This window comes from Spirosoma flavum (assembly GCF_042686045.1).
Lineage (GTDB): Bacteria > Bacteroidota > Bacteroidia > Cytophagales > Spirosomataceae > Spirosoma > Spirosoma flavum.
Genome location: NZ_JBHUOM010000002.1, coordinates 1,090,607 through 1,105,123 on the forward strand (window position 1 = coordinate 1,090,607; position 14,517 = coordinate 1,105,123).

The window sequence follows — 14,517 nt, forward strand, 5'->3', positions numbered from 1 at the left end:
ATATTCTCTTAAACGAACTTTACTAGCCAATAATAGTTGCCTTATTCTGTAGTATTTTTGAAAGACATTTTCGTACTATTATCGTTTATAGTAAACATGATTCTCCCTTTTATCGACATCTTTTATTGGTGAGGTAAAAGGAGGAAAACGATCATATGTTATTCTTGGACGTGCCTTTCGAATGCGCTATTTTTTTGCTTGGGTTGGATTGCTTTTTCTGCCGCTTTTAGGGGCTGGCCATTCTGTTTCGTTTCGTTCAAATCAGGGTATGTCGGTTCCCGATTCGGCAAAGGAAAGCCATCGTCGGTTTCAGCTTATTCCGTTACCTGTAATTTTCTATACGCCTGAAACCCACGTCGCTTACGGTGTGTTGGGCGTGTGTTTGTTCCGAACAGACAGCACTGCGCGCACGTCAAATATAGATTTTGCCATCATTCATACGCAGAACGCCCAAACCGTTATTGAGCCAACCTATACTATTTTCACGAAGCAGGAAAAGTATCTGATTCGTGGAATGCTTCTCTACACGAAGTTTCCCGAGCTTTATTATGGTATCGGCTCTGGAACGACCAATGCTCAGGAAGAGCTGATTTCTTATAGAAGTTTGCGCGCCTACAATCGATTTTTGCGAAAGGTGAAACCGGGTTGGTTTGTCGGTATTCAACAGCAGTATTTTAAAACATTTAATGTCCATCGATCATCAGACCGGCAATTACCTGAACAAACCTTGATTGGTGGTCTGGGTAGTGTTGTAAATGGGCTAGGTGTAGCGAGTGTCGTTGATACCCGCGACAACATCTACTCACCCGTTCGGGGCTGGTATGCCGATGTATCGTTTATGGAATATGGGGCATTATTGGGTAGCGAATTTGGCTTCACCAATTACCTGTTCGACATTCGCCATTATCGGTCGCTATCGCCTAATACGGTGCTGGCCGGACAATTTTATTTAAACCTGAACATTGGTGAAGTGCCGTTCAAACAGGCGGCTACATTAGGAGGCTCGTCGCTACTACGAGGCTATTACAACGGTCGTTATCGAGACAACGACGCGTTGATTATGCAGGCTGAATTAAGGCAACATTTTTTTGGTCGGGTAGGGGGTGTTTTGTTTGCCGGAGCCGGTGATGTGGCGCATAGGCCCAGTGAATTCTCTATAAGTGATTTGAAGCTAACGGGCGGACTTGGTCTACGCTATTTAATCAGTCGGAAGGAACACCTCAACATTCGAATCGATGCAGCAGTGGGGAATAAAACCCACGGTTTTTACGTAAATATTTCGGAAGCTTTTTGAAAATAGGTATCAGGGCTGTAAACTATTTAAGCGAATGGAATCTGTTAAGTCTACTAGAGAAATTTCTGATTTTTATGAAAAATATTTAATTGCAATCCGAATAGATGATAGTACTCATTATTTAGTTTGGGGAGCCGCTTTAACAGATAATGGTAACGATGAAATCTTACTAGATAGCGCTAATAAATACTGCTTTTTAAGAGTACGGATGAAGCTTTACGGTCTAGTCTAAACCTTCCAGTAGTGCCTTTTGATGCAGCTACTACTAAGAACGTGTTGGGAAATTGAGAAAGGTTGAGGGTCGTGCCAACTTTGTTGTCGCCAAACGACAAAGTCATGACCAAACAGTGGGAACCACTGACCGACCTCCAATGGGCCGCAATTTCGGCTTTTTTCGACCTTCAACGCAAGCGTAAACACGAATTACGTACCATCATGGATGCCGTTTTCTGGTTGTTACGCACCGGCTGTCAGTGGCGAAACTTGCCGCCTAACTTCCCCCACTGGCAGGCCGTATACTATTATTTTGATCGCTGGAAAAAAGCCGACTACTTTGAACACATCAACGCGGCTCTCAACCAACTCGACCGACAACAAGCCGACCGTGAGCCTTTGCCTTCGGTGGCAAGCATTGATACACAATCGGTTAAACTTGCTCCCATGATCGGTGAATGGCGGGGTCTAGATGCCAATAAGAAGGTCAATGGGCGTAAACGGACCTTTGTCGTGGACACACAGGGGCGGCTTTGGGTGGCCGATGTAGATGCGGCCAACTGGGCTGATGGCTCATTGGGCAAAGCCTTAGTTGTAGCTATTCTCTGGCGGGTGGGCGAACGCCTTGAAAAGATGTTTGGCGATCAAGCGGCATCGGCCTTTAGATTTACTCCGTTGCACGATTCTAAGATTTGACCGTGTAACTTAATGCCATTCACAGCTAGTGAAAACCAACTCCGACAGGAACACCTTAAGGCTTCGGCAAGGTAAGACCTATGGACGGATTCAGGGACCTGTCGGAACATCTTAGACGCTAACTTCAAATAGAAATGCGGGCTAACGACCCATTAGAAAGGTATTGAGGAGTCTAAACGTTGGTCAACCCTGTTTTTTTACCCTGTACTACTATGCAGTTTACTTATTTCGTTGGAGTGGATGTCTCCAAAGCTACCCTCGACTTTGCGGTTGCCAAAGGAAATCAAATCTTGTTTCATCAACAGGTAGCTAATGATAAGAAAGGTATCACGCAGTTTCTTAAAGACTTACGTCAGCAAACAAATACAAGCCTAGACCAATGCTTATTCTGTATGGAATTTACGGGGATCTATAATAACCCCTTGCTGAAAGCACTTCACCAGCAGTCTGCCAATATCTGGGTGGAGCGAGCCGCTCATATTCAAGAAAGTATAGGGCTCACAAGAGGTAAGACTGATCAAGTGGATGCCAAACGCATTGCCCTGTTTGCTTATAAAAATCGCGACGAAGCTCGCTTATGGACACCACCCCGCGCCGTTATTACTCAACTGGACCGATTGACGGCGCAACGTGCCCGACTGGTCAAAGTTATTAAAATGTTACAGACCCCCTTGACTGACACCAAAGGCTTTATTGAAAAAGCTGATCGTAAAACTGACCAACAAGCGTGTGCCGCATCGCTTAAAGCCCTCAAAGCGGATCTAAAATCGGTCGACAAAGCAATTGCAACTTTGGCTCAGCAAGATCCTGAATTGAAGCGACTTTTTGAACGTGTCACTTCAGTCGTCGGCATCAGCCAGATCACTGCCGCAGAAGTCATCGTGGCTACAAATGAATTTAATGCGATATCGGATCCTAAGAAATTTGCCTGTTATGCCGGAGTGGTACCCTTTGAACGAAGCTCCGGTCAGCGAAAAGGCAAACCTCAAGTGAGTCATATGGCGAATAAGAAAGTCAAGTCTCTACTGCATTTAGGCGCTATGTCAGCTATTCAGCATTGTCCTCAACTAAAGCTCTATTACCAACGAAAAGTAAGTGAAGGCAAGAATAAAATGTTAGTTCTCAATAATGTTCGGAATAAAATGGTTCACCGCATTTTTGCCTGTGTTCGCCAGGATCGAAACTATGACGAAAAATATACCCCCGTGCTTGTTTAGATCATAGAAATCCGTCCGACTACAATGGTGTATTTGCCAAAGAGCTTGACCGGTGGAGTATCGATTTTGAGAAAGCGTCGCGGCCTGAATCAACACAAGGTTTTGTGCCGGTGGCCAAACGATGGGTCGTGGAACGGAGCATTGCCTGGACGAACTACTTTCGGAGAATCGTCAAAGACTACGAGCACACCGTATCTTCTTCGGCCAGTTGGCTGTATCTGGCCAATAGCCAGATCATGTTACAACGAATCGAGACTTATTACCAAATATGATTTCCCAACATGTTCTAAAGAATGGGCTACATCTTGTTTGGAACATGGAACCTACTCAAGTTATATCTATGATTTAAATCGTTTGCTGAATTTGATAGAAAATGATCAATTTCTTGACATGCCTGACAGGAATGGAGACGATTATTTATATGTAATTAATTTTGTTAATTTGATTGGCGATTACGCTTATCAAATTAACGATCAATACCTTTTAGTGATACACAAGGGAGAAGCCATACGAGGCTTTTTTGATTATACGTATAACAATTATTTTTGGACGATACCTCAAAACAAATTCTCCCTTCGCCGAGAATTATTATTGTCGAAATTTGACTACTCGACGTTCAAACAGGACATGCTTGACTTATTTTATTATTTCAAATCGCTCCTTGTGACTTATTCGTCGGTTTCCTGAACGGCTGTGCTCATACTTAGTAAAGATAGGTAGGATTTTGGTACAAGCTAAATCATCAGCAACCGCCAAATTCCTGAAATCAGCAGAAGAATTAATCCCACTGGCGTCAGAACTTTCCAGCATAAAAACATCATCTGATCGACCCGAACGCGCGGGAAGGTCCAGCGTACCCACATTTGCAGCAGCACGGCAAAGAATACTTTCGACAAAAGCCAGAATGCGCCCGTGAGGTTGCCCCATAAGGTACCGGGCGCACCACTCGTCCAGTCAGCCAGTCGTACAGGGCCGAAGTTGGGTAAGGGCGTGTTCCAACTGCCCAAGAATAATACAGCACCCAGAAAGGATACCAAGAGCATCATCGCGTATTCGGATAGGTAGAGCAGGGCAAACCGCATCCCCGAATATTCGGTGTGAAAGCCACCCACAATTTCGGATTCACCTTCGGGAAGGTCGAAGGGTGCGCGGTTACTTTCGGCCAGTGTACAAATGAAAAAGACGACGTAGGCAATTAGCAGAAACGGATTGCGCAGGATATTCCAGGAGAAAATACCCCCCCAACTTGTCACGTCGATTCCCAAGGCTTTCAGGCCGAAGAGGTAATTCGTTTCGTGGGTATAAATGCCCTGCTGGAAACTGAGCGTCTGTAAATTGAGCGTTTGGCAAATCATCACCACGCATAAAATGGTGAGCCCCAGCGGAATTTCGTAGGAGATAATCTGCGCTACCGACCGCATGGCGCCAAACAACGAGTATTTGTTGTTGGAGCCCCAGCCCGCCATTAGAATGCCTACTACGTCGAAGGAAATAATCGCCATCAAGTAAAACACACCAACAGCCGCGCCCGAGCCCTGCAAATCGGGGGTGAGCGGCAGTACGGCAAAGCCCGCAAATACTGACGCAAAAATGATAGTAGGAGCCAGTAGAAAAAGTCGCCGGTCGGCTGCCGTTGGAACAATATCTTCTTTCTGAAGCAGTTTCAGTAAGTCAGCGAAAAGCTGCAACATTCCCCATTTGCCCGTTTCCATTGGGCCTAGCCGGTCTTGCATAAAGGCGGAGACTTTACGTTCGGTATACACCCCGACAACGACAAAGCCGGATGCAAGAGCGAGAAAGATGGGGAGTGCAAGCATAATGTAGTGCCGGACTCTGATCCGGTGGTGAAATTTTTATACAATCGAACCAGAGGTCCGGCACTACGTTAAAATTCTGCTGTCTTTGGTGCCCGTGGGAACGGGATTACATCACGAATGTTACCCATGCCCGTTACAAATAGCACTAGCCGTTCGAAGCCCAAACCAAAACCTGAATGGGGTGCCGATCCAAACCGTCGTGTGTCCAAATACCACCACAGCGCTTCCTGTTCAATGCCGACTTCGTGCATCCGGGCCGTAAGTTTGTCAAAATCATCCTCCCGCTGTGAACCACCAATAATTTCGCCGATACCTGGAAATAGCACGTCCATCGCCCGAACGGTCTTACCACGGTCTGTTGGACGGTCTTCATCCTGCTTCATGTAGAACGCCTTGATATCACGGGGATAATTGGTCAGAATCACTGGCTTCTTAAAATGCTTCTCAACCAAATACCGTTCGTGTTCTGACTGCAAATCGACTCCCCAACTCACCTCGTACTGAAACTGCCCTTTCTTGGCGGCTTTCGAGTTCACCAGAATGTCGATAGCGTCGGTGTAGGTCAGCCGCACAAACTCGTTGCTGATCACGAACTGGAGTTTTTCCAGCAGACCCAGTTCGCTTTGTTCTTCTTTCCTTTTGGTTTTTTCCTCGTCTTTCAGTCGGTTGTCTAAAAAAGCCAGATCGTCTGCGCAATGTTGCAGAGCGTAGCGAATAATGGTCTTGACGAAATCTTCGGCCAGATTCATGTTGTCCTCTAACTCATAAAAGGCCACTTCCGGCTCAATCATCCAGAACTCGGCAAGGTGGCGGGTCGTGTTGGAGTTTTCTGCCCGGAACGTCGGCCCGAACGTATAAACTTTTCCCAGGGCCATGGCCCCTAGTTCACCCTCTAACTGGCCCGACACGGTTAGGTTTGTTTCGCGGCCAAAGAAATCCTGACTATAATCAACCTTACCCTCTTCGGTCAGGGGTGGCTTTGTTGCATCTAATGTTGTTACGCGGAACATTTCACCCGCACCTTCGGCATCAGAAGCTGTGATGATAGGCGTGTTCAAATAGAAAAATCCGTTGTCGTTGAAGTACTTATGTACCGCAAATGCCAATGCATGTCGAATGCGCAGAATGGCGCTGAACGTGTTGGTGCGTGGGCGCAGGTGGGCAATCTCGCGTAGAAATTCCAGCGAGTGGCGCTTTGGTTGCAGTGGATACTTGTCAGGATCCGCCGGTCCGTAAATAGTAACGGTTGAAATTTTGACTTCAACAGACTGCCCGGCTCCCTGAGATTCCACTAATTTACCGGTAATGGCCAAACAGGCCCCGGTTGTGATGAGCTTAAGTGTCTCTTCAGGAAGTTGACCTGTTTCGGCTACGGCCTGGATATTATTGATGGTTGAGCCATCATTGAGGGCAATGAAAACGGCGTTTTTACTCTCGCGTTTGGTGCGGACCCAGCCTTTCACGGTCACGTCGGTACCGATTTGGGCAGTCTTTAATATTTGCTGAATAGGTAAATAACTCATACGAAACTGGCGACCAGTATAGTGGTTGTTGGCGCAAAAGTACGGATTGTCACCCGAATCGTCCATAAGGGTGTAGTACACATTTGGCGTAGATAAGCGTTTTACCCTTATACTATCAGCGAAATGTATTCAAACGGCTACGTTTCACTGTTTTTGTATTGGCTAAATCGTTTCAGTGGGTTTGATGGCGGTTTCTTTTAGCTATTCCGCTGATTTTATTCGGTGGCTGACATAAAGTTGTTGCACATCCGTTAGTTACGTGCCGATTGCCGTTCTATTTTTGCACACACTTGGTGGAAGCCAACGCTATATTTATGCCCATTACACTTTACATCGTTCGTCACGCCAAAGCCGAAGAGCGGGCTATTTTTATGGACGACCACGACCGTCAACTAACTTCCGATGGCATTATGGCTGCTGCCCGAATGGGTCATCACCTACGTGGGAAAGCGATTCTGCCCGATATTATTATCAGTAGTGGCGCTCCACGGGCCAAAGACACGGCTAAAGTTATAGCTGAACAGATAGGGTATGATCCAGCGCAGATTCAGTTAGAGGATGCTCTATTTGATGGCGGCCCCAAAGCGTATCTGGCGGCTCTCAATGCCTTGCCCGATACAATCCAAACGGCTATGATTGTGGGCCACAATCCTGATGTGTCATATTTGGCGGAGTTTCTAACCCACCAGAGCATCGGATCTATGAGCAAGGGCGAGATTGTGGCCGTCGTGTTTGAAGACCTAACCTGGGCCGAAGTGTCTGGCCGAACCGGTAGTGTGGCGTTCGAGATTAAACCAAAGCAGCTTCCCAATGATTAATTGAGGTGATGTCGGTTTCCGCAATGGCGAATCTCTCAAAACTGACACCACTGGTATCGTTATTATGAATCGCAACCGTCGAATTTTTATTATCGTTTTTGTCGTTTTTACGACCATCGTCGCCTTAATCGCTATCGATATGGGACGCCGGACTACGGCTCCCTGGAACAAACGCCGGGAAGTGGAACGGGCGTTACCAGCGTCAAAAGATGGCATTGCCGTTGATACAATGTTGACTGATACCCTGCTTACACCCTGAACCTCATGCTAAACCTGTCTGCTGTACACCACATTGCCTTAATTTGTTCGGATTACGAAACGTCGAAACGGTTCTACACCAATATACTTGGGCTGTCGATTCTGGGTGAGTATTTTCGGGCCGAACGGCAATCGTATAAACTAGACCTGGCTCTGAACGGACAATATATACTTGAGCTGTTCTCGTTTCCGAATCCAGCCGAACGCCCTTCCCGGCCCGAAGCATTGGGATTGCGTCATTTAGCCTTTGCTGTGCCAGACCTTGACGCGGCCATAGCGCATTTAAACGAAAAGGGTATAGTAACCGAACCCATCCGCGTAGATGAACATACGGGCCGACGGTTTACCTTCTTCGCTGATCCCGACGACCTGCCGTTAGAGTTTTATGAAGTGTAGTGTATAATGCCGGGCAGTAACCCATTCAAGTGAATTCTGCGTGATTACTTGTACCGGGTAGCAAATACTTGGTTACTGTTGAAGACAACGTTGGCAACGTTTTGACCTTTGCCAACGTTGTCTTCAACGGCTAGTTCTTGGAAAGCACTTTTGTCAGCACGTTAACGAGGGCATCGACATCGGCGGGTATGTTGTATACGTGTGGTGCGATTCGCAGTGCCCGCGCTCTGGCTGATACAGACACTTTTTCGGCCTGTAATGCCTGCTGAACAGACATCGGGTCGGCATGGTCAGGCAACCACAGCCCAACAAGGTGATGGCTACGCCCCCGACTCCCGTTTATTGGTTCGACATGACAGCCGAGATTCTCCAGCGCAGGCCAGGCATCACGTAAAAGAGCCTCAGTGTAGGTTTGAATCCGGGCCGGTTGCCAATCGAGAAGTTGTTCCAACGCGGCTTCAAGCATGGGCATCTGGATGAAATGAGATTGCTCGCCAACATTATAGCGGTAGGCTTTGGGACGGTAAACGGGCTGATAATCCATCAAGCGATGAAACTGGTTGCTATCGAGCCGATTCATCCACCCTTCTTCGAGAGGAATCCCTTCATCGAAGGCCGGGCCGAAATAAGCCAGACTGAGGGAATACGGTCCCATCAGCCATTTATAGCCCGCACAAATCACCGCGTCGGGCTGAATCACGCTCAGGTCGAATGGCAAGGCACCAATGGCCTGCGTCCCGTCTATGGCCAACCACGCACCTACTTCCCGCGCCCGCTGCCCGACTGCTTCCAAATCAAACCGAATTCCATACATCCAATGCACTGGCGGCACGATCACTAATGCCGTGTCTGGGCCAATGGCATCCAGTAATCGTTCATTCCAGATGGCTCCTTTGGGAAATTCAGCTGGCATATCGACTGTCGTGACTGTCAGGCCCAATTCGGTGCAGACACGGTCCCAGGCATACACATCGCTTGGGAATTCGCTCCCAACCAGTACAATATGCTGCCCCGCCTTGATGCCTGGTTTACGCGGCAGGTTGCGTGCCACTACTGCCATACCATAGGATACCGACGGCACAATGGCAATCCGCTCTGGGTCGAGCGTTCCGGCGTTCTGGTTATTGATAAGCTCGGAGAAGAGTGTTCGGGCGCGAACAGTTCCACTAAAAAAATCATCGGGTCGCAGCCCAAACGGATTGGTATCGCGACGAATGGCATCGTGCCCGGCTTGTTCAACGGTCCGGCTAAACGGCGAACGGGTTGCACAGTTCAGGTAGTGAATGTCTTCGGGAAGGGTAAATTTGTCCTTTTGAGTAAGCAGTAATGAAGTGTCAGTTGGCATACGGAAGAAAAGCGAAACGGTTAATTTAGTCTGGCACGGGGTTTGTCTATACTATACTGAATTCTTAACTACTATCGTCTTTATGACTACCCTGTTGGGCATTGGTTCACGCATTAAGCACGATGAGTTTGGTACTGGTGTCGTTATCAATCTGAAAGCTAGCGGTTATATCGTTACGTTTCTCGAGCATGGCGTGAAAATACTCCAATTCGACGCGCCCCTGACCATCATCGAGGCTCTTGAACCTGATGGTGACATGGTTAGTTTGTTTGATGTTGAACAGTCGATTACGCGGGTTCTCCAACGCTGGATCGACCAGACGGAAATCGTCCCGCTCGGCGATAAATGGAAAGGCGGCAAACTAATTTTAAAACCCGGACGAGTCGATTTGGCGCAGAAGGAAATGTCAATTGATGGATTCTTTCACAAAATTGTGATGGTACGTGATCGCCTTCGAGTGCTCGAACAGCGTGTAAATGCCAGTTCAATAGACGACGAAGAGAAGATTAATATTCAACAATATATTACCCGAATTTACGGTAGTCTGACTTCGTTTAATTTATTGTTCAAACACCCGCAGCATCAGTTTGTTGGCGAAAAAAATACTGAAGATGTATCGTCTTAACGTAAAGATTTACATCATTTTGGGGCAGTAAGAATAAGGCTCCCATTACCGGCTTCGACAGGGGAGCTTTTTGAAACGTGTTTCACGAAGGCTGGAAGTGGGCGGGAAATTACCGGAAAAACGGGTGTAGCATGCGCTAGGTTTGATGACTAAATGCCTATACACCTATCATTTGCCTTATTCGTGCCTTATCTTTACTGAATGTTACGTACCACCGACACGCCCATTTCTGAAGCTAAATCAAACCTCGCCGGTGACCGGTCGGTCCGCCCTCACTTCGACGATATTTTTATGGAGTTGGCCGTTAATCTGGCCAGACGATCGCACTGCATAAAGGCACAGGTTGGGGCGGTTTTGGCCCGCGATACGCGAATTATTTCTATTGGCTACAATGGACCTCCATCGGGAACGCACAACTGCGACGAAGAATTTCCGGATGTCGGCTGCCCACGGGATTCGAAAGGGTCATGTTCGCTGGCTCTCCATGCCGAGCAAAATGCCATTTTGTATGCGGCTAAAAACGGTTCTGAAATTGAGGGGTCAACTATTTACGTAACGCTGTCGCCCTGCATTTCCTGCGCCCGGATCATTTTTAGTATGAAGATTGCGCGGGTTATTTTCCTGCATTCCTATGCGGAATATAAAGGTATTGCGTCCGATGAAGGCGTTGATTTTCTGCGTCGGTTTGGTGTTACGGTCGAACGGTATGTGCCCGGCGAGGGGATTGCCTTGCTGTCCGAGCCTCCTTTAACCAAAAAGACGCCATGAATATACTGGCGCACGGCTACCTCTCCGGAACCGGTTTGACGGACCGACACACAGATTTGCTCATTGGTAATTTTATCGGTGATTTTATCAAAGGTGATCCATCCAGTCCGCGTCATAACCTGACATCTGGGGAAATTGTCGGTGTTCGAGTGCATCGCGCCATTGACTCGTTTACCGATGCGCATCCCGATGTGGCCGCTGTGCGCGAGTTACTTCACCCTCGTTGCCATAAATACGCCGGAGCCGCCGTAGATATATTCTTCGACCATTTTCTGGCTATTAATTTTGAGCAGCTTACCGGCGAATCACTACCCGATTTTGTTCATTACTTTTACAAGACATTGCAAGCCAATCGGGCTCGTTTGCCAGCGAGTGCGGCTCACATGGCCGACTACATGATTCGGCAGGATTGGCTCACCAACTATCAATTTGTCGAAGGCATTGACCGTTCGCTGAAGGGCGTTTCCCGCCGAACGGCATATCCATCGGGTTTGGATACGGCCATTGAGGATTTGGAACGATACTACCTCCAAATTGGCGAGCATTTTACCAATTTTTGGCCTACATTAGTCGAACATATTCAACGGACGCGCACAGCGTTTGCTTCCCTATTATGAACCGCAAAACACGCTTATTTTCGCTCGCCATGATGGCGATACTTCTATCTGTATTGGTTTTTCAGGTTGGCTGGAAGAAGGCTGAACCCTGGAGACCCGAACAACTACTCGAACCAGCTGACTTAGCGGCTACTATTAACAGTACAGATGCACAAAAGCCACTAATTATTAGTATCGGGCCAGCGGCTACAATTAAGACATCTGTGGGTGTTGGGCCAGCCGGAGAAGCGGAGAATATAGCGAAATTAGAAAAGCTGCTGAGCAAAGAGCCGAAAGATCGGGCTATTGTGATTTATTGCGGGTGCTGCCCATTCAGTAAATGTCCCAATGTTCGCCCGGCGTTCACGAAGCTCAATGAAATGGGTTTTACCAATCACAAGTTGCTGAATATCGCCAAAAACTTGAAGACCGACTGGCTCGATAAAGGGTACCCGGCTATTGATTAACGTAGAACAGTGATGCCGCAGATTAGTATGATTCACACGGAGATTATCAGCGTGAATCATACTAATCTGCGGCATCACTGTTCTATTTTATTATTCATTAAGTACGGTATCGTCAACGGGGGATTCTGTCGGTCGCTTCCGCCAGAACCAGTAAAACGGAAGCCCAGTGGCAATCAACGCCAGACCCGTTAGAGCTTCGCGAGGTTGGTTAATGAGCGTCATAATCACGAGTAACGTACAGCAGCTACAGAAAAATATGGGTACAAATGGATACCCAATAACCCGGTAAGGGCGATGCTGTTCGGGTAGTCTACGACGAAGTAGAAGAACGCCCAGTGCCGTTGCTCCGTAAAAAATAAACGAGGCAAAAACCAGCATATCAGTGAGTTGGTCAAAACTCCCGGACCAAACCAGAATAATGGCCCAAGTGCTCTGTAGCAAAATGGCTACCGAGGGAGTTTTATATCTGGGATGAATGACGGCGGCAGCTTTGAAAAACAACCCGTCGCGGGCCATCGCGTAGAAAACCCGGGCGGGCATCAGAATAGAGGCATTGGTTGAATTTGAGGTTGTTACCAGAATCAAGACAGAAATAAAGGTTGCGCCAGCCCAGCCAGCAGCCTGACGTACCACTTCGACAGCCGCAATTTTGCCGGGTTCGCTGGCCAGACGCGCCAGCGCATCTATGGGTAGCACATATACATACACGACATTCAGCAAGACATAAATCCCGATAACGATACTTGTACCCACTCCGAGGGCGATTGGTAAATTTCGTTGCGGATTTTTCACTTCCTCCCCAATATAGGCTATCTGATTCCAGCCTTCATAGCCCCAGAAAGCGCCCAGCGAAGCTACGACGAGCGAACCGAGCAAACTACCACGTGTGTTAACCCCAGTTTGCTGAACAGACTGTGTTAAATTGGCAATACTACCTGATTCGGCTTGAAAGCCAAGTACGGCAATGATGGCTACGGCTCCGAATGTGAGGTAAATTAGTGTTCGGCTGAGACCTTCGGCAAACGAAACGCCCCGGTAATTGATCCAGCTCAAAACAACGATAAGCGCGGTTGCAACAAACTGTACGGCAAGCTCGGTAGACTGTCCGCCTGAACCAGTTAAGGTAATTAGCGATTGTCCGAAAATGTGGGCGAGGGCAGCAATGGTGGCCGTTCGCATAACCGTAAAAGCCCCCCATCCATACAAGAAGGCGAATAAGCGACCATACACTTTCTTGAAATAAACGTACTCGCCCCCCGATTGTGGAAACATGCCCGCCATTTCAGCATACGTGAGTGCTCCAGCCAGACTAATTAGTCCTGCCATAACCCAACACGCCACAACTAACAAAGGTGAGCCCAACTCAGCCGCCATCGGGGCAACCTTTTTGAAAACGCCTGACCCCACAATGCCACTGACGACCAATAAGATAGCTGAGCGTAGGCCAAGAGTACGAGCGAGTTTGATCATGTATTAGTTAGTAATAGCTCGATAAGTTACAGAAAAATTTGGCCTACATGTGGTTTTGCAAAACATTTAACTGACAAAAGGCTGTTAAGCTTATTGTTTGTGTTTATTCAGATAGCTTAATAAAGCCGGTAAAAACGCAGTCATTCCCTTGTAGTCGATCATGGTTCGGGGCGTCGTACTAAACACCTTAGCCATGCGGTCGGCTCGGGCCTGGTCGGTGGCTTCATGGGCGAGTAGATTCTGATGCGTATGGATGCCGAACAAAATGGCACCTGATTGGGGCATTCGGGTGAGGGTTTGGCGTTCGATACGAATGTATATATGTTCGCCAATGGTTTCAGGTGTCAGGTAAGGAAGCCGGTCGGCCAGGAGTTGATCAAGCGCGGGCGTGTGGCGGCTGGTCATGTCCAATTGATCGGTTACTTTTACACTCCAGTTGATTCGTAAAACCGGACGGCCAACGGGTAGCCGTTCCATGAGTTTCTGGGCGGCTTGCATCATGGGCTCCACAATTGGAATAATCGGCGCATGAATCTGCCAGAAGGGTAATCCTACCTTTTCGTCCAGACACCAGCCGTTACCAAAACAAAGCTGACCGGCAACCAGCGCGGCCTCTGTACCCGTGAGCAGAATGAGGTCTTCCTGTACTTGTCGTCCTACCCAATCGAGCGGGTCGAGGGGCAGCGTTGCCGCATCACCAAATGTAAAGACCTGTTCTTCAGTCAATAACTGGTTAATCCAGTGCCAACGATTGCCCGCTTGATGGAGGATAAACTGGTCAGGCGCGAACCGTACCAGGTTTTGCAGGACCGTTTCCAGAACTTCCCATTGAGCTGTCTCGTGACCCGGTAACGTCTGGTAATAATAACCCGGCAACTCGGTCAATAGCTGACGTTTTAGCGCGATTTCAGCCTGATAATGTTCGTCTACCTCAACCAGCCTATCGCTTTCGGGCAAGGGAGCCGTTCCCATTTTGTCGTTAAACTGCTGGCCGAAAGGAAAATAGGGAAGCAT

16 protein-coding genes are annotated in these 14,517 nt (G+C 47.9%); 11 read left to right on the top strand and 5 right to left on the bottom strand.

Annotated elements, in window-relative coordinates; genetic code table 11:
• Positions 1–181 precede the first annotated feature (181 nt).
• The 4 genes from ACFS25_RS10025 (at position 182) to ACFS25_RS10040 (ending at position 3,420) form a co-directional block, all read left to right on the top strand.
• Positions 182–1,294, top strand: a complete 1,113-nt coding sequence (locus ACFS25_RS10025) for a BamA/TamA family outer membrane protein (protein WP_381499460.1) — start codon at positions 182–184, stop codon at positions 1,292–1,294.
• A gap of 34 nt (positions 1,295–1,328) precedes the next feature.
• Positions 1,329–1,526: a hypothetical protein gene (locus ACFS25_RS10030; protein ID WP_381499463.1), complete on the top strand. Its 198-nt coding sequence runs from the start codon at positions 1,329–1,331 to the stop codon at positions 1,524–1,526.
• A 104-nt stretch (positions 1,527–1,630) separates the two neighbouring features.
• Entirely contained in the window at positions 1,631–2,203 is a 573-nt protein-coding gene (locus ACFS25_RS10035) for an IS5 family transposase (RefSeq protein WP_381499466.1), read from the top strand.
• Positions 2,204–2,415: 212 nt separating this feature from the next.
• Positions 2,416–3,420 carry an IS110 family RNA-guided transposase gene (locus ACFS25_RS10040; protein ID WP_381499468.1) on the top strand — a complete coding sequence of 335 codons (1,005 nt, stop codon included), beginning with the start codon at positions 2,416–2,418 and terminating at the stop codon, positions 3,418–3,420.
• Between the two features lie 734 nt (positions 3,421–4,154).
• Here ACFS25_RS10040 and ACFS25_RS10045 read toward each other — a convergent pair.
• Both ACFS25_RS10045 and asnS read right to left on the bottom strand, forming a co-directional pair.
• A complete protein-coding gene (locus ACFS25_RS10045) occupies positions 4,155–5,237 on the bottom strand; it encodes a complex I subunit 1/NuoH family protein (protein WP_381499471.1) in 1,083 nt (360 codons plus the stop codon).
• Positions 5,238–5,305: 68 nt separating this feature from the next.
• Positions 5,306–6,760 (bottom strand): asparagine--tRNA ligase, encoded by a 1,455-nt coding sequence (gene asnS / locus ACFS25_RS10050; RefSeq protein WP_381500848.1) that lies wholly within the window; start codon positions 6,758–6,760, stop codon positions 5,306–5,308.
• A gap of 314 nt (positions 6,761–7,074) precedes the next feature.
• Here asnS and ACFS25_RS10055 point away from each other — a divergent pair, with 314 nt between their 5' ends.
• The 3 genes from ACFS25_RS10055 (at position 7,075) to gloA2 (ending at position 8,232) form a co-directional block, all read left to right on the top strand.
• Positions 7,075–7,578 (top strand): SixA phosphatase family protein, encoded by a 504-nt coding sequence (locus ACFS25_RS10055; protein WP_381499474.1) that lies wholly within the window; start codon positions 7,075–7,077, stop codon positions 7,576–7,578.
• Positions 7,579–7,642: 64 nt separating this feature from the next.
• Positions 7,643–7,837 carry a hypothetical protein gene (locus ACFS25_RS10060; RefSeq protein ID WP_381499477.1) on the top strand — a complete coding sequence of 65 codons (195 nt, stop codon included), beginning with the start codon at positions 7,643–7,645 and terminating at the stop codon, positions 7,835–7,837.
• A 5-nt stretch (positions 7,838–7,842) separates the two neighbouring features.
• Entirely contained in the window at positions 7,843–8,232 is a 390-nt protein-coding gene (gene gloA2 / locus ACFS25_RS10065; RefSeq protein ID WP_381499481.1) for an SMU1112c/YaeR family gloxylase I-like metalloprotein, read from the top strand.
• Positions 8,233–8,362: 130 nt separating this feature from the next.
• Here gloA2 and ACFS25_RS10070 read toward each other — a convergent pair whose 3' ends face one another.
• Positions 8,363–9,577, bottom strand: coding sequence for an aminotransferase class V-fold PLP-dependent enzyme (locus ACFS25_RS10070; protein WP_381499483.1), 1,215 nt, complete (start codon positions 9,575–9,577; stop codon positions 8,363–8,365).
• A gap of 82 nt (positions 9,578–9,659) precedes the next feature.
• Between ACFS25_RS10070 and ACFS25_RS10075 the strand changes: the two genes are divergently transcribed.
• The 4 genes from ACFS25_RS10075 to ACFS25_RS10090 all read left to right on the top strand — a co-directional run bounded on the left by ACFS25_RS10075 (position 9,660) and on the right by ACFS25_RS10090 (position 12,033).
• The gene (locus ACFS25_RS10075; protein WP_381499485.1) at positions 9,660–10,202 is read left to right on the top strand and encodes a hypothetical protein; all 543 of its coding nucleotides are present in this window, start codon (positions 9,660–9,662) and stop codon (positions 10,200–10,202) included.
• 201 nt (positions 10,203–10,403) lie between these two features.
• Positions 10,404–10,970 (top strand): deoxycytidylate deaminase, encoded by a 567-nt coding sequence (locus ACFS25_RS10080; protein WP_381499488.1) that lies wholly within the window; start codon positions 10,404–10,406, stop codon positions 10,968–10,970.
• Positions 10,967–11,587 carry an acyl carrier protein phosphodiesterase gene (locus tag ACFS25_RS10085; protein ID WP_381499491.1) on the top strand — a complete coding sequence of 207 codons (621 nt, stop codon included), beginning with the start codon at positions 10,967–10,969 and terminating at the stop codon, positions 11,585–11,587. The genes ACFS25_RS10080 and ACFS25_RS10085 overlap by 4 nt, the downstream gene beginning before the upstream one ends.
• Positions 11,584–12,033 (top strand): rhodanese-like domain-containing protein, encoded by a 450-nt coding sequence (locus tag ACFS25_RS10090; RefSeq protein WP_381499494.1) that lies wholly within the window; start codon positions 11,584–11,586, stop codon positions 12,031–12,033. The genes ACFS25_RS10085 and ACFS25_RS10090 overlap by 4 nt, the downstream gene beginning before the upstream one ends.
• A 90-nt stretch (positions 12,034–12,123) precedes the next feature.
• On the opposite strand, the gene ACFS25_RS10095 is transcribed toward ACFS25_RS10090, so the two are convergent.
• Together ACFS25_RS10095 and ACFS25_RS10100 are read right to left on the bottom strand one after the other, a co-directional pair.
• A complete protein-coding gene (locus tag ACFS25_RS10095) occupies positions 12,124–13,503 on the bottom strand; it encodes an APC family permease (RefSeq protein ID WP_381499497.1) in 1,380 nt (459 codons plus the stop codon).
• Positions 13,504–13,593: 90 nt separating this feature from the next.
• Positions 13,594–14,517 carry a heme-dependent oxidative N-demethylase family protein gene (locus ACFS25_RS10100; RefSeq protein ID WP_381499500.1) on the bottom strand — a complete coding sequence of 308 codons (924 nt, stop codon included), beginning with the start codon at positions 14,515–14,517 and terminating at the stop codon, positions 13,594–13,596.